General features: G+C 64.1%; 20 protein-coding genes and 2 pseudogenes. 13 read left to right on the top strand and 9 right to left on the bottom strand.

Translation table 11 applies throughout. The annotated features are described in order from the left end of the window. The first annotated feature begins 91 nt into the window (after positions 1 to 91). Positions 92 to 928, top strand: coding sequence for an oxidoreductase (locus N5B55_RS15080; protein ID WP_304538557.1), 837 nt, complete (start codon positions 92 to 94; stop codon positions 926 to 928). An 81-nt stretch (positions 929 to 1,009) separates the two neighbouring features. Here N5B55_RS15080 and N5B55_RS15075 read toward each other — a convergent pair whose 3' ends face one another. The 5 genes from N5B55_RS15075 to N5B55_RS15055 form a co-directional block, all read right to left on the bottom strand. Further along, a complete protein-coding gene (locus N5B55_RS15075; protein WP_304538556.1) occupies positions 1,010 to 1,507 on the bottom strand; it encodes a YciE/YciF ferroxidase family protein in 498 nt (165 codons plus the stop codon). A 34-nt stretch (positions 1,508 to 1,541) separates the two neighbouring features. Beyond that, on the bottom strand, positions 1,542 to 2,054 hold the full coding sequence (locus N5B55_RS15070) for a ferritin-like domain-containing protein (protein WP_065858173.1): 513 nt from the start codon (positions 2,052 to 2,054) through the stop codon (positions 1,542 to 1,544). 100 nt (positions 2,055 to 2,154) lie between these two features. Further along, entirely contained in the window at positions 2,155 to 2,400 is a 246-nt protein-coding gene (locus N5B55_RS15065) for a hypothetical protein (RefSeq protein WP_154208023.1), read from the bottom strand. 107 nt (positions 2,401 to 2,507) lie between these two features. Then, positions 2,508 to 2,927 (bottom strand): Hsp20/alpha crystallin family protein, encoded by a 420-nt coding sequence (locus N5B55_RS15060; protein WP_015855852.1) that lies wholly within the window; start codon positions 2,925 to 2,927, stop codon positions 2,508 to 2,510. A 33-nt stretch (positions 2,928 to 2,960) separates the two neighbouring features. Next, on the bottom strand, positions 2,961 to 3,404 hold the full coding sequence (locus tag N5B55_RS15055) for an Hsp20/alpha crystallin family protein (RefSeq protein WP_009239646.1): 444 nt from the start codon (positions 3,402 to 3,404) through the stop codon (positions 2,961 to 2,963). 189 nt (positions 3,405 to 3,593) lie between these two features. On the opposite strand from N5B55_RS15055, the gene N5B55_RS15050 reads away from it, so the two are divergent. From N5B55_RS15050 to N5B55_RS15035, 4 genes are all read left to right on the top strand, one after another. Continuing rightward, a complete protein-coding gene (locus N5B55_RS15050) occupies positions 3,594 to 4,238 on the top strand; it encodes a diguanylate cyclase (RefSeq protein ID WP_304538555.1) in 645 nt (214 codons plus the stop codon). Positions 4,239 to 4,411: 173 nt separating this feature from the next. Beyond that, complete coding sequence (locus N5B55_RS15045; RefSeq protein WP_004628765.1) at positions 4,412 to 4,729, top strand: co-chaperone GroES; 318 nt, start codon at positions 4,412 to 4,414, stop codon at positions 4,727 to 4,729. A 96-nt stretch (positions 4,730 to 4,825) separates the two neighbouring features. After that, positions 4,826 to 6,448 (top strand): chaperonin GroEL, encoded by a 1,623-nt coding sequence (groL, locus tag N5B55_RS15040; protein ID WP_015855850.1) that lies wholly within the window; start codon positions 4,826 to 4,828, stop codon positions 6,446 to 6,448. 110 nt (positions 6,449 to 6,558) lie between these two features. After that, on the top strand, positions 6,559 to 6,810 hold the full coding sequence (locus N5B55_RS15035; RefSeq protein ID WP_065858169.1) for a hypothetical protein: 252 nt from the start codon (positions 6,559 to 6,561) through the stop codon (positions 6,808 to 6,810). Positions 6,811 to 6,841: 31 nt separating this feature from the next. On the opposite strand, the pseudogene N5B55_RS15030 reads toward N5B55_RS15035, so the two are convergent. Then, positions 6,842 to 7,904, bottom strand: a pseudogene (locus N5B55_RS15030) (HD domain-containing phosphohydrolase). A 213-nt stretch (positions 7,905 to 8,117) separates the two neighbouring features. Here N5B55_RS15030 and N5B55_RS15025 point away from each other — a divergent pair. The 3 genes from N5B55_RS15025 (at position 8,118) to N5B55_RS15015 (ending at position 10,197) form a co-directional block, all read left to right on the top strand. Continuing rightward, the gene (locus N5B55_RS15025) at positions 8,118 to 8,711 is read left to right on the top strand and encodes a cytochrome b/b6 domain-containing protein (RefSeq protein ID WP_065858166.1); all 594 of its coding nucleotides are present in this window, start codon (positions 8,118 to 8,120) and stop codon (positions 8,709 to 8,711) included. Positions 8,712 to 8,713: 2 nt separating this feature from the next. Further along, positions 8,714 to 9,505 (top strand): molybdopterin-dependent oxidoreductase, encoded by a 792-nt coding sequence (locus N5B55_RS15020; RefSeq protein WP_304538554.1) that lies wholly within the window; start codon positions 8,714 to 8,716, stop codon positions 9,503 to 9,505. A gap of 77 nt (positions 9,506 to 9,582) precedes the next feature. Next, complete coding sequence (locus N5B55_RS15015) at positions 9,583 to 10,197, top strand: hypothetical protein (protein ID WP_154208032.1); 615 nt, start codon at positions 9,583 to 9,585, stop codon at positions 10,195 to 10,197. A gap of 110 nt (positions 10,198 to 10,307) precedes the next feature. Here N5B55_RS15015 and N5B55_RS15010 read toward each other — a convergent pair. Next, positions 10,308 to 10,895: pseudogene (locus tag N5B55_RS15010) on the bottom strand (SDR family oxidoreductase); the annotation flags it as partial. On the opposite strand from N5B55_RS15010, the gene N5B55_RS15005 reads away from it, so the two are divergent. Further along, the gene (locus N5B55_RS15005) at positions 10,886 to 11,713 is read left to right on the top strand and encodes a LysR family transcriptional regulator (RefSeq protein WP_304538553.1); all 828 of its coding nucleotides are present in this window, start codon (positions 10,886 to 10,888) and stop codon (positions 11,711 to 11,713) included. The pseudogene N5B55_RS15010 and the gene N5B55_RS15005 overlap by 10 nt on opposite strands. A gap of 376 nt (positions 11,714 to 12,089) precedes the next feature. Here N5B55_RS15005 and N5B55_RS15000 read toward each other — a convergent pair whose 3' ends face one another. Continuing rightward, positions 12,090 to 13,457, bottom strand: coding sequence for a sensor domain-containing diguanylate cyclase (locus N5B55_RS15000; RefSeq protein ID WP_304538552.1), 1,368 nt, complete (start codon positions 13,455 to 13,457; stop codon positions 12,090 to 12,092). 245 nt (positions 13,458 to 13,702) lie between these two features. On the opposite strand from N5B55_RS15000, the gene N5B55_RS14995 reads away from it, so the two are divergent. Then, positions 13,703 to 14,302, top strand: coding sequence for an undecaprenyl-diphosphatase (locus tag N5B55_RS14995; RefSeq protein ID WP_154208040.1), 600 nt, complete (start codon positions 13,703 to 13,705; stop codon positions 14,300 to 14,302). Positions 14,303 to 14,308: 6 nt separating this feature from the next. On the opposite strand, the gene N5B55_RS14990 is transcribed toward N5B55_RS14995, so the two are convergent. After that, on the bottom strand, positions 14,309 to 15,784 hold the full coding sequence (locus tag N5B55_RS14990; protein ID WP_154208041.1) for an MFS transporter: 1,476 nt from the start codon (positions 15,782 to 15,784) through the stop codon (positions 14,309 to 14,311). Between the two features lie 104 nt (positions 15,785 to 15,888). On the opposite strand from N5B55_RS14990, the gene N5B55_RS14985 reads away from it, so the two are divergent. The 3 genes from N5B55_RS14985 (at position 15,889) to N5B55_RS14975 (ending at position 18,164) form a co-directional block, all read left to right on the top strand. Next, the gene (locus N5B55_RS14985) at positions 15,889 to 16,497 is read left to right on the top strand and encodes a TetR/AcrR family transcriptional regulator (RefSeq protein WP_154208043.1); all 609 of its coding nucleotides are present in this window, start codon (positions 15,889 to 15,891) and stop codon (positions 16,495 to 16,497) included. Positions 16,498 to 16,753: 256 nt separating this feature from the next. Beyond that, positions 16,754 to 17,224: a hypothetical protein gene (locus N5B55_RS14980; protein WP_304538551.1), complete on the top strand. Its 471-nt coding sequence runs from the start codon at positions 16,754 to 16,756 to the stop codon at positions 17,222 to 17,224. Positions 17,225 to 17,243: 19 nt separating this feature from the next. After that, positions 17,244 to 18,164, top strand: a complete 921-nt coding sequence (locus tag N5B55_RS14975; RefSeq protein ID WP_304538550.1) for a S1C family serine protease — start codon at positions 17,244 to 17,246, stop codon at positions 18,162 to 18,164. Positions 18,165 to 18,223 lie beyond the last annotated feature (59 nt).

Genomic DNA, 18,223 nt, shown 5'->3' with positions numbered 1-18,223 from the left:
GTTTAGGCAAGAAATTCAGCCGATTTCGGCTTAAATCGTTCACTCGCCAAGACTAGCATGCAGCCTTCATCACACTGAGCGAGGGCCAACTATGACCGACAGCAAGGTTGTTCTCATCACCGGAGTGAGCAGCGGCTTGGGCCGCGCGCTTGCCCAGGAGGCTTTGGCCGCCGGCCACAAGGTCGTCGGCACTGTCCGAAGCGAGCAGGCCAAGCGCGATTTCGAATCGCACTCCCCCCATGCATTTGCGCGCGTATTGGATGTGACCGATTTCGGCCTCATTGAGGGCGTGGTGTCGGAAATCGAAGCGACCGTCGGCCCGGTCGATGTGCTCGTCAACAATGCCGGCTATGGGCACGAGGGGGTATTGGAAGAATCACCGTTGTCCGAGTTGCGACGGCAATTCGACGTGAACGTGTTCGGCGCCGTGGCCATGATCAAAGCGGTACTGCCGTCCATGCGCCGCCGCCGGCGTGGACACATCCTGAACATCACCTCCATGGGCGGGCACATCACGATGCCTGGCATCGCCTACTACTGCGGAAGCAAGTTCGCGTTGGAGGGGATTTCAGAAAGTCTCGGCAAGGAGGTGCGCAGCTTCGGCATTGCCGTGACTGCAGTGGCGCCCGGATCCTTTCGCACGGATTGGGCCGGCCGTTCGATGACACGCACATCGCGCTCGATTCCCGACTACGACGAGGTCTTCGATCCCATTCGTCGGGCCCGGGAAGAGAAGAGCGGCAAGCAGCTCGGCGACCCTGCCAAGGCGGCGCGTGCGATGTTGGCCGTAGTGGCCGCTGATCAACCCCCGACCCATCTGCTACTGGGCAGCGATGCGCTCGCACTCGTCCGCGACCATCTGACTGCCTTCGGAGATGAGCTGAACGCGTGGGAGGAGATTACGGTGTCGACGGACCACGACCGTTGAAGATCGGCGTCTTCGCGGCAACGCATGGCTGCAACTGGGCCCGCCGCGCTGATTGGCGGCGGGCGCGCAGATCCTGTTGCGTTACGACGCAGCGCTCGCTTCCCGATTGGCCGAGCTTTCCGCCAAACGGGTCAGCTTGGCGTCGGTGGCCTTTTCTTCGTCCAGCGTGCTGACGATCAGCGGCACCGCCTCATGAAAGCCGACCTCCTTTGCAAGAGCGGCCAACGTGCCGTACGACGCGATCTCGTAGTGCTCGACCTTCTGCGCGGCCCCGATCAGCCCGGCATCGAGCACCGGCCCCTTCGGTATCTCTTCGATCAACTCGTTGGCCTCTTCGATCAAGCCTTCCATGGCAGCGCATTTCATGCGCTTGAGTTTGATGGCGCAGGTCTCGACGATCTGGTCGATCCGGTCGATCTGGCCTTGCGTTTCTTCCAGGTGGCTCTTGAACGCTTCTGAAAGCTCTTGGTTCTCGGCGGTGCGGGCGAGCTTGGCCAGCGCCTTGGCCAGCTGTTTCTCTGCACTGTAAATATCCGACAGCGAGTGGATGAACAGGTCTTCAATGGTCTTGCGAGTCATTGGTATCTCCGAATAGGGGCAGGCGAAAAGATGATCAGCGCTTGGCTTCCACGCCGGGCGTTTCGGCGCGGGTCAGGAACGTCACCGTGACGGGTCCAAGGTGTTCGGCAAGCCAAGCCGCCATGGCTTGTTCCTGCGGCAGGATGGCGTCACACACGCGCACGGTTTCGATGTCGCCGCAATGCTCGGCGGCGGCGCGCAGGCTGGTGTAGGAAGCAATCTCCATGTGCTCGAAGACGTAGCTTGCCAACGAGCCTTTGACGACTTCGTCCGAGACGGCCATGCCGCTCAGCCCCTGTGCGAATGCCGAGATGCGGGCGGTGAGATCCTTGATCGCAGAGGTGCTTCCTCCGAGGCGGTGGATGCATGAATCGACAAGGCGCTGCTGTTCCAGCGTCTCTTCAATATGGCGGTCGATCCGCGCTTTGAGTTCTGGATAGTGTTCGAGGCGGCCGGATTGTGCGCGCAGCATTTGCTCCGCTTGCTGTTCCATCGCGTGGGCATCGCGCAGCCAGTCGAGCAGGTGCTCCTGGGCAGACGTAGTCATGTTCGCTCCTGAGTAGGTGGAGCGAACGGCAACGCAACGAACGCGCCTGAGCGCCGGGTGTTCTGCCTTGGTTCGAGAGATGCGCCTGCAAAGCCACAGGCTAGTCGGCGTCCCGGCGCGCGGATCCCGGTGTAACGCGTTTTTGACGATCGACAGCATTCAACGCCCGCAGCACGGAGCGTCCGGTATCGGTCAGCCGCGCACGGCGGCGGTGCCCTTCGGCGGAGCGTTCGAGCATGACCAGTTGCCGCTCCAGCAACGCGTCCAATTCAGCGCGGTTCATGTCGACCTGCTCGGGTGACTGGCTGATCAACATCAGCGTGGCAAATTCGTGTGCACTCAGCATCTTTGTCTCCTAGTAACAAACAACCGTAACCAGGGGGCACGGTGCCAAATGCAGGCGCGCAAGGAGCGCGCCCGCCTGCAAGGCAAAACTAGGGCCGGTGATGGGGCTCAGCCGGCCTGGACTTCAATACGCCGTGGCTTCGCTTCATCGCGGCGCGGGATGGTCAGCTTGAGAACCCCGTCGCGCAGCTGGGCGTCGATGCGCGAAGCGTCAAAGTCCGGGCTCAGCACAAAGGTGCGCGAGAAATGCGGGTGTCGGACTTCGCCATGCTGCAGCCGCAGACCCTGCGGCGTCGGCACCATCAGCTCGGCATCGACCGTGAGGGTGCCATCCTGCACGCGAACATCGAGCTTCTCGCGCGGCACGCCCGGCAGGTCGGCAAACAGCGTGATGCCCTGGCGGTTTTCGAAGATGTCGACAGGCGGTGCCAGGTGCGTCTGCCGTGCGGCGGGCTGCTCGCCTGGCTGCTTTGCAACCGTGGTCTTCCCCGGCTGCGCCTGGGTCGCCAATTGTGTGGTGTCGTTCATGATGTGCTCCTTGATGCTTGCGCAAGCTGTGGCTTAGCCTTGCACTGTGATCTGACGCGGCTTCGATGCCTCCGACTTGCCGACGCTGATGGTCAGGCAGCCGTTGACGTACCGTGCATTGACCTTGTCGGGGTCGACGTCCTGTGGCAACTCAATCACGCGACGGAATGCGCCGGTGAAACGCTCGTCGGCGTACACGCGCGTATCGTCGGTCATCTCGAAATCCGGGCGCTTGCGCTCGCCGCTGATCGTCAGCAGCCCCTTGTCGATCGAGACGTCGATTTGCGCGGGGTCGAGCCCCGGGGCGAATGCGACGATCTCGACCGAGTCATCGGTGCTGCCAATGTTGACGGGTGGAAAGGTGCCCAGGCGCGTGGCGCGCAGGCTGGCGGGTGCACCCGCAAAGAGAGTGGCCATCTGCCGTTGCAGGCGATCAAATTCGCCCAGCAGATCGGTGCCAAAAAACAGATCGCTCATGGCTGGCTCCTGAAGGGCCCGCACGGAGACTGAACCGAACTACGCGCTCCAGTTCATCCGTCCGTGGCGGGCCACTGACAAATAAATCGAAACACGCAGCGCGAGAACCGCGACTGCATTGACGACTCCTAAAATAAGGAGCCAAGCGGAAATTTCAAGAGGCCATTCGATACGTCATTCGGAGGTTTCATGGACCTTTTCAACGCAGTGCACGAACAGATGGATGCGGTGCGGTTGCCGTTGGTCGCGGTCACCGTGACAGCGGCCCGCCGACCGAATACGCCGCTCGTGGCGATCCTGCATTGGCATGGATTTCGCCGCGCCAGCCCGCTCGTGTTGCCGGGAGTCGACATTCCACCGCGCTCCGTCCCGGGCTCGGCCATTCAGCTAACGCACGCCTGGCAGAGCGTCGAAGCCGTTGACGAGGCGCTGCTCGACGCCGCCTGGCAGCTCGGCGCATGGGATCTTGAGCGCGTCGAGCGACGCGGTTGCAACGTGGTGGGCGCATCCGCAGGTGAAGCGCTGGCATGCCGCCAGGCATTCGGCGATTACGAAGGTGCCTCGGCGGACGAGGCACTCATCGATGGCGCTCCCGATCGTGCCCAGCTGATGCAGATTGCCGCGAACGAAGGCTACCTGCGCTGGCTGTTCCGGCCCGTCAAGGGTGGCGTGTGGCAGGCGCTTGAGGAGCCGGACGATACGCTCGGCCCGGATGGCGGACGCGAGCCGCCCTGTCCTGTCCTTCCAATCCCCCGCCAACTACCGCGCCACCGGCCGGTCCGCAGCCGAACGGTCTACCGCCTGGGAGCCGTCCGGCGCATCCTGTTGCCGTGAAACATTTTGTTACAAACTCGCCGTTTTTTCACCTCTTGAACTCGCGGCGGTGCGCTTCTATTTTGCAATCCGCCAAGTATTCGGCACGGCTTGCTTGCCCTGCCTGGCGCCCTGCTTGAATGGCGCGCAAGCCGGATTCCCTTTTTTGGTGATCTATCGCTCAGGAGATGGAAATGAAGATTCGTCCCCTCTACGACCGGGTTATCGTCAAGCGAATCGAACAGCAACGGACGACGGCCTCGGGCATCGTGATTCCTGATTCCGCCGCAGAAAAGCCCGAGCAGGGTGAAGTCATCGCGGTCGGCACGGGCCGCCTGCTTCAGGACGGCACGCAGCGCGAACTCCAATTGAAGGTCGGTGACCAGGTGCTGTTCGGCAAGTACGCCGGGCAGACCGTCAAGGTCGATGGCGAGGAACTCCTCGTCATGCGTGAAGAAGACGTCATGGGCGTCATCGAAACCCACGCCGAGGCGGTTGCCAAGGCCGCCTGAAGCCTCGAGCCGCTCGCGGACACTGCCGGACAGACACCGCAAATAGGCCGGTTGTTCGCGACGTGTTGAGTCAACGACTTATCCGGAGCAACAAACATGAGTGCAAAAGACGTCAAGTTCCATGACAGCGCGCGCGTCCGTATCGTCAAGGGCGTGAATGTTCTTGCCGATGCCGTGAAGGTGACGCTCGGGCCCAAGGGCCGCAACGTGGTCATCGAGCGCAGCTTTGGCGCCCCGACCATCACCAAGGACGGCGTGTCGGTCGCCAAAGAAATCGAGCTGAAGGACCGCTTCGAAAACATGGGCGCGCAGATGGTCAAGCAGGTCGCGTCCAAGACCGCAGACATTGCCGGTGACGGCACCACCACGGCCACCGTGCTGGCCCAGGCCATCGTGCAGGAAGGCATGAAGCACGTGGCGGCCGGCATGAACCCGATGGATCTCAAGCGCGGTATCGACAAGGCCGTGGCCGCCGTGCTCGACGAGCTTCGCAATCTGTCGAAGCCGATTTCGACCAACCGCGAAATCGCCCAGGTGGGCTCCATTTCGGCCAACTCGGACGAGGCCATCGGCAAGATCATCGCCGAGGCCATGGAGAAGGTCGGCAAGGAAGGCGTCATTACAGTCGAGGACGGCAAGTCGCTCGACAACGAGCTGGACGTGGTCGAAGGGATGCAGTTCGACCGCGGCTATGTCAGCCCGTATTTCATCAACGATCCGGAAAAGCAGGCGGCCTATCTGGACGATGCGCTCATCCTGCTGCACGACAAGAAGATCTCGAATATCCGCGACCTCCTGCCGATCCTGGAAGCGGCATCGAAGGCCGGCAAGCCGCTGCTGATCGTGGCGGAGGATGTCGAGAGCGAAGCCCTGGCCACCCTGGTCGTCAATGCGATGCGCGGCATCCTGAAGGTCGCCGCCGTCAAGGCGCCCGGATTTGGCGACCGCCGCAAGGCCATGCTCGAAGACATCGCCGTGCTCACCGGCGCAACCGTCATCTCTGAAGAAACCGGTAAGCAGCTCCAGAAGGCTACGTTGGAGGACCTCGGCCGGGCCAAGCGCGTGGAGGTTCGCAAGGACGACACCATCATCATCGACGGTGCCGGCGACCAGGCCAGCATCGATGCCCGCGTCAAGTCCATCCGCGTGCAGATCGACGAGGCCACAAGCGACTACGACCGCGAGAAGCTGCAGGAACGCGTGGCGAAGCTTGCCGGCGGCGTTGCGGTCATCAAGGTGGGCGCAGCCACCGAAGTCGAGATGAAGGAGAAGAAGGACCGTGTCGACGATGCCTTGCACGCCACCCGCGCGGCTGTGGAAGAGGGCATCGTTCCGGGCGGTGGCGTGGCCTTGCTGCGCGCCCGCTCTGCAGTGCTGAACCTGAAGGGCGCGAACAGCGATCAGGATGCCGGCATCCGCATCGTGCAGCACGCGCTGGAGGCACCGCTGCGCGCCATCGTCGCCAACGCCGGTGAAGAGCCGTCCGTCGTCATTGCGAAGGTCGCCGAAGGCAAGGGCAACTACGGCTACAACGCAGCCACCGGAGAGTACGGCGACCTCGTCGAAGCGGGTGTCGTCGACCCGACCAAGGTGACGCGCACCGCGTTGCAGAACGCTGCGTCTGTCGCCGGGCTGATCCTGACCACGGATGCGACCATCGCGGAGGCACCGAAGGAAGACAAGCCCGCGCAAGTGCCGGCCCCTGAGCTGGACTACTGAACCACGCAGTTGTGCTGCCATCGACCGGCCGGTTCGCCGGCCGGTGCAACTGCATTCCGGCGCCGCTAGTCCCCGTTGCGGTGCCGGCTTTTTGAGGTTCGATCACGCCCATGAAGCTGCAACTCACCATTGACGCGAAGCACCTGGACGTTGAGATCGATGACGTCGTTGCCGGCCTGTTGGCTGCACGCCTCAGCCTGCCGGAAGGTGCCGACCACCGCGATGCGATCACGCGGCATCTCAGCGAGGTCAGCGCTCCGTGGGTGCTCGACGATGAGCACATGCGCAAACGGGTACTGCGTCGTCTGATTCTCGAGATTGCGGACCCGACGCTGTTGATGCGTCATCTGATGACGGATTGATCCGCTTCGTGCCGTCGCGCAGCCTTCTCTTTTACAGCAGCCCCAGCGCTGACGCTTTCAACGTCGCGGCAGCACGCGTCGAGCACTCAAGCTTGCGAAAAACGCTTTCGATGTGCGTGCGGACCGTGCTCGGGCTCAAGTCCAGTTCGCGCGCTGCCTCTTTGTTGCTGGCACCGCGCCCAATCGAGCGCAGTACTTCGGTCTCGCGCGCAGATAGCCGGACGGTCGGTTGGCGAGGCCGGCTCACCCGCGGGGGCGTATCCCGCGTTTCAACGAGCGCCGCCACCACCGCGCTGTCGAAGCGACCTTCGCCTGCTTCGTTCTCCAACTGTTGCTGAACTTCACGTGCGGGCAGCGCGTCGCGCCACGGCCGCTTCTGGCCTAGCGCCACAAAGGCAACTGACGCGCTCAGTACGCGCGCGTCGAGCGACAAGGCCTGGCCACCCACACCTCGGAAGTACCCGGAGCCGTCGAGCCGCTCATACGCGTACGAGGCCAACTCTGCAGCCTGCGCGAGCGTGCCGGTCTGCTTGCCGGCCCGGCCCGTCCAGTACGGTACGAGCCGCACTTTTTCCCAGTCGGCGGCGGAGAGGCGCTGGGGAGAATTCCAGATCGCGTTGGGCACAGCCGCACGGCCTATCCCATGGATCAGCGCTGCTGTGTAGAGACGCGCCGTGCTCGCGTCGTCGGCGCCCAGTGCTGTGCTGCAGGCGGAAGCGGTGCGCGCCACTGCGCGCGAGTAGCCCGTCATCCACGGCAGCTTCAGGTCGATTACGTCGCCAATCAGTTCGGCCGATGTCGTCGCCTGCATCTGCGCGGTCTGGATCGCCTCGTCGATGCGTGCCGGGTCGCGCGAGCATCGACTCGCGGCCCGCAACGTCATCGCCCAGCACATCGGCGAACTCCGATGCATTGGCCGTGCAGCCCGACCACCGCAGCAGGGCCACTTGGGCTGCCGTCTCGACCAAGGCGTCTCCGTCGCCAGTTTCGCGGGCCAGCTGCGCCGCGAGCCACGCCGTTCGCAGGGAGTGGTCGGTCGGCTGGCCCATGCTGAGATCGCCAACGAATGCGAGTGCCCGGACAGCGTCGTACACGCTGACCTGTGCAGGTTCGCCCGGCGCGTTGCTGTGTCCGTTCACTGATTTACCGATAGAAGCGCAGCGTTGATTGCGCCCGACTATAGCGCAGTGCGTGCGTGCCGCGGGTCGGTCATTTATCCGATACCGGTGCCGTGCCCCGGGGGCGATCCTTCTTCCCACGCCAATGCAGCAGCCTTCAACGCTTGGCGATGTTACGAGGACGTGTCTTTGAAACGGTCACCAATTCATCCCGGCTGGGTGCGCATCTTCCACTGGATCAATGCCGCCGCGGCGGTCGCCATGTGCCTGAGCGGCTGGCAGGTTTACAACGCATCGCCAATCTTCCCGGCCATCACGTTTGCGCCGGCCATCACGCTGGGCGGCTGGCTCGGCGGTGCGTTGCTCTGGCACTTTGCGGTCATGTGGGTCCTGGCGGCCAACCTGATCGCCTACCTCGCCCTGGGTGTGGCGACGGGGCGGTTGCGCAGGAAGCTGTTTCCGATTGGCGTGCGCGCCATCGCCACCGACACGCTTGCTGCGCTGCGGGGCAGGCTCAGCCACGGCGATGCGGGCCACTACAACGCGGTGCAGAAGCTGGCGTACCTGGTCGTGATTGCCGACATCGTGCTGCTGGTGCTGTCGGGGCTGGCCATCTGGAAGCCTGTGCAGTTGCCGGTCCTGCGAACGTTGATGGGCGGTTTCGACAACGCCCGCGTCGTGCACTTCTTTGCGATGTGTGTGCTGGTCGGCTTCTTCATCGTGCATGTCGTGATGGTCGCGCTTGTGCCGCGCTCACTGCTGACGATGATCCGAGGACGCTGATCATGACCACACCAAAACGTTTCCTGACGGCCGCCCCCGCCTTGTCGCTCGACGCGCCATCCATCGTCAAGGACGCGCAGAAGGAACTCGCTTCATCGCAGCGCCGCCTGTTCGGCAAGCGGATGCTGACGCTGGGCGGCTTGATGCTGCTGTCCGGCTGCGACCTGACGAACGACACGTCGGTCAATGGCATGCTGCGCAAGCTGTCGTCGTTCAACGACGACGCGCAAGCGTTGCTCTTCGATCCGCGCAAGCTGGCGCCGACTTATCCGGAGTCGATGATCGCGCGCCCGTTTCCGTTCAATGCGTACTACGACATCGATCAGGTGCCGGAAGTCGATGCTGCAAGCTATCGCCTTGAACTCAACGGCCGCGTCCAAGGCAGGCGCATCTGGACGCTGGACGCACTGCATGCGCTTCCCCAGCAGAGCCAGGTGACGCGCCACATCTGCATCGAGGGATGGAGCGCCATCGGCAAATGGGGCGGTGTCCGATTCGCAGATTTCCTGCGGCACGCCGGCGCCGACACCACCGCCAAATATGTCGCCTTCCACTGCGCCGACAACTACTGGACAAGCATCGACATGCCGACGGCGTTGCATCCGCAAACGCTGCTCACGTTGACGTATGACGGCGGAATCCTTCCCGCGAAGTACGGCTTCCCGATGAAGCTGCGTTTTCCGACGAAGCTCGGATACAAGAACCCCAAACATATCGTCGCCATCACGGTGACGAACACATTCCCTGGCGGCTACTGGGAGAACCAGGGATACAACTGGTTTGGCGGTTCCTGAAGCCACAAGCCTGCTGACCTGCGCCGGCTGCCTACGCCGGTGAAACCGTGAAACACAAACGACCTCAAGGAGTCTCCATGTCCATCCGACGCCAACTTTCCGTCTGCGTTGCGGCGCTGACACTCGCGGGCACAGCGCTCGCCCAATCGCCGGCCGCAAAGCCCGAACGGATCCGCGGCGAGATCGTCTCGCTGTCTGACAACAGCCTCAAAGTGCATCGCCGCAGCGGTGACACCGTGCTGATCAATGTCGACCCGGCCGCCAACCTGAACGCGGTGAAGGCCATTCAACTTTCGGATATCAAACCGGGCTCATATGTGGGCGCTGCAGCCATGCCGGGCGCGGACGGCAAGTTGACGGCGAAGGAAGTGCTCGTCTTTCCGGAAGCGGCGCGCGGCATGGGTGAGGGCCACTACGCGTGGGATCTCGGTGCAAAGAGCACGATGACAAACGCCAACGTGGAATCGGTGGTTCAAGGTACGAACGGGCGTGACCTCAAACTGGCCTACAAAGGCGGCAGCAACACCATCATCGTGCCGGCCAACGTGCCCGTCGTGACGCTGGTGCCGGCAACGCGCGCCGACTTGTCGGCTGGCAAGAAGGTCTTCGTGGTGGCGACGCCGGAGAAGGACGGCTCGTACAGCGGGCGCCAGATTGTGGTTGAGAAGGACGGTGTGGCGCCGCCGATGTAATCATCAGCCGTCGGCACGCATCCCGTTGCCGACGGCGATTCCCCAACAAGTCGCGGCCATCGTCTCGCTGTGCTCGAGGGCGAATGGCCGCTCGGGGCTGTCAGCGCGCATCAAACTTGCGCCATCCCCCCATCCACGAACAACTCGATGCCGTTGATAAAGCTGGCGGCGTCCGACGCAAGAAACGCGACGGCCTTGCCCACTTCGGCCGGCTCGCCCAGGCGGCCCAGCGGCACCTGTGCGGCGAGGAAGTCGAACAGGCCTTGGCGCGTTTCATCCGATGCGAGGCCGCCAAGGCCCGGCGTGCGGATCGGGCCGGGGCTCACCACGTTCACGCGGATACCACGATCCTTCAGATCCATCACCCAGGAGCGGGCGAAGTTGCGCACCGCCGCCTTGCTGGCGCTGTAGACGCTGAAGTTGGCCGTGCCCTGCACGGACACCGTGGACGCCGTGAGGATGATCGATGCGCCATCGGTCAGCAGCGGCAGCGCCTTCTGCACCGTGAACAGCACGCCGCGCACGTTGGTGCCGAAGATCCGGTCGAAATGTTCTTCGGTGATGGCGCCCAGCGGCATCATGTCGCCGCCGCCGGCATTGGCGAACAGGATGTCCAGCTTGCCGGCCACTTTGGCGATCTGGGCATAGACGGCGTCAAGGTCGGACAGCACCGACGCATCGGCGCGCAATGCGGTGGCGCAAGCAGGTACAGGAACTGGAGGCCCATCTGGGTGTACGCCTGCTGCAACGGACGACGCGACGGGTGACGGTCACGCCCGAAGGCGAGGACTACTACGCCAAGAGCACGCGGATCCTGCGCGACCTGGAAGACATCGACGCGTCGTTCAGCCTCGCACGCGGACGGCCACGCGGGTCGTTGCGCATCGATGTCGGCGGGTCGACGGCGCGCGACGTGCTGATTCCTCTGCTGCCGGAATTCGTGGCGCGCTATCCCGAGATCAGGATTGACCTCGGCGTATCAGACCGCTCGGTGGATCTGATTGCGGACAACGTCGACTGCGTGATTCGTGGCGGCCCGCTGGACAACTCGTCCCTGGTCGCACGCCACCTGGGCGATGCGCCGCTGATCACGTGCGCCACCCCGGGGTACCTCAAGCAGTACGGCACGCCGGCTTACCCCGATGAACTCAAGAATGGCCACCGGCTGGTGAGCTACGTGTTCAGCCAGACGGGTCGGTCGGTCCCTTTCCGATTTGAACGCGATGGCGAAAAGACCGAGATCAAAGTCGAGCATCGCGTCGGCGTGAACGAGAGCAATGCACATCTCGCCGCCTGCCTGGCGGGCCTGGGCATCGTGCAGACCTTTGGCTATGCGGCGCAATCGCCGATCAACGACGGCGTGTTGGTTGAAATCCTCAAGCCGTGGCGGCCGGCGCCTTACCCGTTTCACGTCGTCTATCCGCAGACGCGCCATGTCACGCATCGGCTGCGAGTGTTCATTGACTGGCTGGTGGAGGCGTTCCCGGCGCGGCTTGAGCGGGCACCGCAGCGGTAATCCGGCGCATGGTCGCGCTTGTCGCTGTGGATATGTGGATAAACACGTGAAGAACTTCAGGGACAACTGTGTTGGCTGTCCGGGGTCAGGTTGTCCACAGCACAGGAATAACTTGGATGGTCCCCGAGAGCGCGGGGCATGCTCTGCACGAGTCATCCACGCAACGGCACATGCTGTCCGACGGGTTGTGCGTTTCGCAAACCATTGACGCAACAGCGTTTTCTGCGCCTATCCACAGAAACAATCCACCGTTATCTACTACTACTATTTTTATATACAGAAGAAATAAAGAAGACAGCAAAGACGGGCGCCCCGAACGCTCGCATGCCGGATTGTTTGCCGTGCGTGATGTCGCGTCATGTCACGCTCTCTCGCGCTACGTGAACGCGGCGTGCGCAGGCTGCGCAGTCATCACGAGGTTGCGGCCGGCCGCTTTGGCGCGGTACAGCGCGGCATCGGCGGTTTCGACCAGCGTATCGATGGAGAGGGCGCCGTTGTCAGGCACGGCCGTGGCGCAACCGGCGCTGACGGTCACATAGCGCGACGGCGCGGCGGCCTCGATGCGCAGGCGAAGCACGGCTTCCCGTGCGCGCTCGGCAAGGGTCTGCGCTTCGCTCGCATCGGTTTCCGGCAGCACAATCACGAATTCCTCGCCGCCGTAGCGGGCGATGAAATCTGCCGGGCGGCGCACCACACCGGCCAGCGCATGGGCCACCGCAGCGAGGCATGCATCGCCCTTCAGGTGGCCGTACGCATCGTTGTAGCGCTTGAAGTGGTCGACATCGACCATCACCAGTGAAAGCGGCCGCCCGTTGCGCTGGGCCGCGCCGATCTGCCTGTCGATCTGCTCGTTGAAGTAGGTGCGGTTGTACAGGCCGGTCAGCGCGTCACGCATGGACGCCTGCCGCAGCGACACATGCGCCTCGAACAGCCGCCGGTACAGCGCAGTGACCTCCCACACGAGTACGCAGACGAGCACCCCGGGCGCAAACATGCTGAAGAGGCGCGCCACATACCAGCCCACGGTAAAGCGGTCAGTGCTCAGCAGGTTGAGGGTGGTGTCGGTCAGGCAGGCCAGTGCGGCAATGGCCAGCCATACGTCAAGCACCGCGCGCAGGCGGCCGCTGGCCACCACGGCGAGCACGGCGATGGCATTGATGGCCCACAGCACCACCGCGACGGGGTTGTCGCCATTGCTGGCGTGCAGCGGCGGTGGCAGGTTGGCCAGCACGGCAACGCTGCACAGCAACACACCCAGCACCGCCGGGCCGCCGATCAGCAGCCAAGCCCATAAGCCAACGCGGCCGGCGGCAACGGCGTCGCCGGAGAGCCGATTGCGCAGCAGTACTGCCAGGATCACGAACAGCGGAAAGCCACCGTGCCAGAACACCCACATCCAGCCCGCGCTGGTCGGGTGTGCGCCAAACAGGCCCGTGGGCGAGAACACCCCCGGGAACGTCGCCAACTGCAGCGCTACGGCCAGGGCGGTAAAGGCATAGGCGCCGCCCAGCGCGCCCAGCATTGGCTGCCGTGTCACGGTGAACTGCGCGCCCAGCAGAAACGCGGCGATGCTTGCCGTGGTGAACACCGTCAGCGCGCACATCGGCATGAACGGATTGATCGCTGGCCATTGCAGGCCCGCACGCGGGGCGGCCACGGCCAGCGTCAAGAGGATCATCAGCGCGATGGCGCCGGCAAACGTCGCCTGCCGGCGTGTGGCCCGCTGAATGAGAAAGCTGTCCATCCACCCCCCGGGGTTCGAAATGGTGTGTGTCCGACCTGCTTGCGTGCCGGTGCGTTTTTCATCATAGGCAGCCGCGGGCCGGGGGAAAAGCCTAGGCAAGCATCGGGGCATCGCTACGGCTGGCCTAAGTCGGGTGGCCTAGGCTTGCCCACAGACCGGTTCCAAGGGAATTGAAGGGAATGTTTAGTAGTGTGGGCCCGGCATCTCACGGTTGTTGAATCACCCGGGCCCTGGGCCGACGCTGTATGGAATCACTCAATCACACGCTGTTTCTTTGGATCAACGCACCGGCTGACGCTTCGGCCACCACCGTTTGGCTGGCGATGGCCTTTGCCGAATACGCGATCTGGCTGGTGCCGCTCACGCTCGTGGCCGCCTGGCTATGGGGCGAGCCGGCCACGCGGCGCCAGGCATTGCAGACCGGCGTGGCGGCTGCCCTGGCGTTGTCGATCAACGTCGGCTTGGGCCTCGCGTGGTATCACCCCAGGCCGTTTGCGATTGAACTGGGCACCAATCTGCTGCCGCACGCGCCGGATTCGTCCTTCCCCAGCGACCACCTGACCGCACTGTGGACGGTGGCATTCAGCCTGATGTGGAACGCACGCCTGCGGCGCGTGGGTGTGTTGCTGGCGCTATTGGGCGTGCCGATGGCGTGGGCGCGCATCTACCTGGGCGTGCACTATCCGTTCGACATGCTGGGCGCGGCGGCTGTGTCGGCCTTGTGCGCCTGGCTGTGCAGCGGGCGCGTGGCGCATACGCTGTCGGAACCGCTGCACCGCCTCGGGCTGGCGGTGCATGGCGCGGTGCTGGCGCCCTGCGTGCGGCGCGGCTGGGTGCGCAAGTAAGCCACCTCAAGCGTGACGGCGCCACGCGCGCCAGAACAGCACCAACGACAGCACCGTTGCACCCACGTTGTAGAGCGTCGCCAGCGCAAACGCGTGGCCATAGTGCGCTGCATGGGCGGCATGGGCGGCAGCGTCCGCCGTCACGGCGCCATCCGCCCCCTCCACCTGACCGAGCAGCGAGAACAGCAGCACGCCCACCACCGTCACGCCCACCGCATTGCCCACGGCCTGCATGGTCGTAACGGTACCGGCGCCCATGCCGGCCTGGGCTGTTTCCACGCCGCTCAGGATGGTGTTGAGCGACAGTGGAATCACCATGCCCTGCCCAAAGCCATTGAGCATGAGCGGCAGGATCAGCCAGGCGGTACCCGCGCCCAACTGCGCCATGGTGGCCAGCACGACCATGCCCACAGCGAAGGTGGCCACCCCCAGCAGCAGGGCACGCTGCCCGATGCGCTCAGCCAGACGGGGCGCTGTCAGCGAGCCGGTAAAGAACGCGATGGCCGCGGGCGTAAACACCAGCCCCGCCGCCAGCGCCGACAGGCCGCGCCCGAACTGCAGCAGGATCGTCAGCGCCAGGAAGTACGAACTGATGGCCGTGTAGAACAGGAAGATCGCCAGCACGCCCAGCACAAAGCTGCGGTTGCGGAACAGCGCCATCTCGATGATCGGGACGCGGCCCGCCGCCGACAGCGCTTGCTCCACCCGCACAAAGTGGCGGAACACCAGCAGCGAGGCCAGCGGCAGCACCCACGACCACCACGGCCAGCCGGACTCGCGGCCCTGCATGATGGGCACCAGCAGCATCGCCAGCGCCACCGCCCCGGCCACGGCGCCGTGCACGTCCAGCCGCGCCGCCACCGGCGCACGCGATTCCGCCACGAAGGCGCGAGCCGCCAGGAGCGCCACAATGCCGATCGGCACATTCACCAGGAACACCGCACGCCAGCCGGATACGTCGACCGCCAGCGGATGCGCGATCAGCCAGCCGCCGATGATTTGCGAGACTGACGCCGCCACGCCCTGTACGGCGCCCATGGTGCCGAACGCACGCCGCCGGGCATCGCCGTCAAACAGCACGCGCAGCGAGGCCATCACTTGCGGCATCAGAATGGCCGCGCCCAAGCCTTGGCCGACACGCATGGCGATCAGCATCCAAGGCGCTGTCGCCAAGCCGCACAGCGCGGATGCCAGTGTGAACAGCGCCATGCCCGCCAGAAACATGCGCTTGCGCCCATACAGGTCGCCCAGGCGGGCGCCGTTGAGCAGGAACACCGCATACGCCGCGCTGTAGCCGACCATCACGAGCTGGATCTCCGCAAAACTGGCATGCAGGCCGGCCCGGATATCCGGAATTGCCACATTGACGATGAACAGGTCGAGAATGGTGACGAAGTTGCCGGTCAGCAGCGCTGCCAGCGCCGGCCAATGCCGTTTGGCCGGCGAGGCGACGCTACCGGCAGCAAGGGATTCCGTTGACATGGGGGATCTCGGTTCATTAATATACGTACGTACGTATACTAGAGAGCGATGGGCCCGCGTCAAGGGCCGATTGTGTTGACCCCACTCACCGATAGGGCATTGCCATGAACGAAACCGACGGCCGCCGCCAGCGTGGCGAACGCGCGCGCGCCCAGGTGCTCGAGCACGCCACCGCCATCGCTTCCACCGACGGGTTGGAGGGCCTCACCATCGGCCGGGTGGCGTCCGACGCGGGCGTGGGCAAAGGCAATATCCAGGTGCTCTTCGGCGACAAGGAAACGCTGCAGCTCGCCACGCTCGACGCTGGGGTCGTGCATTACCGCGCGACGGTGGTCGAGCCCGCGCTGGCGCTGGAGAGCCCGCTTGCCCGCCTGCGGGCGCTGACCGACGGCTGGTTCGACTACGTGGCCAGCGGCGCATCGCCAGGCGGCTGCTTTGTCTGCGCGGCCAGCTACGAATACCGGGCCCGCCCGGGCGCCATTCAGGATCGCGTGCGCGGACACCGGGAGTCGGTGCGTGCGCGGTTTCGCGAGGCGATCACCGCCGCACAGGCCGCCGGAGAATTGCGCGCCGATGTCGACGTCGATCAGCTTGTCTTCGAGATCGAATCGTTTCGCTCCAACGCAAACGTGGCGTTTCTGATGGGCGATATGGCGGTGTTCGAGCGCGCGCGCCGCAGCACGCAGGCGCGCATCGACGCGGCGCTGGCCTGAGGGCAGATGACCGTCGGTCGACGCGCGCACACAACGCAGGTCCTCAAGGAAGTTCCTCCTGCTTCACCTTTGGTTACACTTCAGCGGCATCGAGCGCGCGTGCCACTGCGCCCGCCGAATGAAATGCCGATCTCAGAAAGGGTTGCCTTGGGGGGAGCGCATGACGCTCAGAATGATCGCCTCTTTGTTAGGAGGCGCTTTGTGGCTTGCGGGCTGCGCGCAGCCGTATGTTGAACCACCAGCCGGGGCACGGACCGTGCCAGTCGAATTCATACGACCTGCGACGGGCGCGGCCGCCGCATTGCTGGTCTTCGACGACGCCCGCACATGCACGGGGCAACGCGTGGCAATTGCCACGAACCAGCCAGCGCGCTCCGTGCGTGTGCTGACCGACGTGCCGACGACCATGGCCGTGAACTTCGTGAGTCCGGCAGGGAACCTGACCTATTTCTGCTCAGTTGCGGTGAGTTTCGTTCCGCTGACGGGGCACCGTTACCAGTTGCGTTCGACTTACTCCGAAAGCGAGCGGGGCTGTCGGGCGGCACTCATCGAATCCAGCAATGGGCTGTCATGGCGCCCGGTGGCTGCGCGCTATCGGCAATGGGCAACGCAATCTGCTTGCCAGCCCTTGACCGACGCCGATATCGCGCACATGCGTGATCGCACCCGTTCGGAAGATGGATCGACCACGCTGAGCGACCTCAAAGATTTGCTGGTGCCCCAATGAGGCGACCCGCCTGACTAACATGCATATCGTTCGACTGGTTTCATTGCTGGTTGCCGCGTTGGTCTGCGCCGGCGTTGCAGAGCGCGCGGTCGCGCTGGAGCCCGCAGCGGTCTTTGCCAAGGTTTCGCCCAGCGTCTGGGAGGTCCGCGTTGCGGGTTCGGACGGGCGGCCGCTGTCCATTGGCAGCGCAGTCGTTATCGCCGATGGTGTGGCGATCACGAACTGCCATGTGCTGCGCGGCGGCAAGCAAGTCTGGCTCAAACGCGGCAACGCAAGCTACGGTGCTCGTTTGCAGTATCCCGACGTGGAGCGCGACCTCTGTCAGCTCCGGGTCGCGGATTTCCACGCGCCTGCAGTGATGCTCTCTCCGGGGAGCGCGCTCGTGACGGGGCAAAAAGTGTACGCGGTCGGCAATCCGCTGGGGCTGGAGCTGACGATCAGCGAGGGCCTGATCTCGTCATTGCGTACCGATGATGAAGGACGCCTCAAAAGCATCCAGACGTCTGCCCCAATCTCACAAGGGTCCAGTGGAGGCGGTTTGTTTGATGCAGACGGCCGGTTGATTGGCATAACAGACCATCAGGTCGTGCTCACCATGGGGCAGAACCTGAACTTCGCGATTCCTGCGGACTGGATTGCCGATGTCCCTGCGCGCGGGCAGAAATCGCTGGCTCAAACGACAGCTGCACCGGTCGCTTCCGCTTCAGGCGCGCAGGCAGCGCCACCACGCCGCGCCGGGGAACTCGGGCGAAACCAACAGGCCGGCTTCGACATGTATCTGAAAAAGACGTGGCCGAAGATTTTTGTCGCCTCCGACGGCGATCATTATTCGTGGGCCGTAGGGCAGAACGCGGAATTTCGGGCAATGGCTTTCTGTACCGAGCGATGGATCCATTGCCGCGTCTACGCTCGAGACGACACCATCGTCGAGGCCAAGTGAGCGGCGTCGCTGCGCGGGAATGCTATTAAGATGTCGGCCTCTGCGGCATCTTCGGGCGC

The sequence above is a fragment of the Ralstonia pickettii genome (genome assembly GCF_030582395.1).
GTDB lineage: Bacteria > Pseudomonadota > Gammaproteobacteria > Burkholderiales > Burkholderiaceae > Ralstonia > Ralstonia pickettii_D.
Note: the sequence above shows the minus strand (reverse complement) of the source record. Positions and strands in the feature narration are given on the sequence as shown.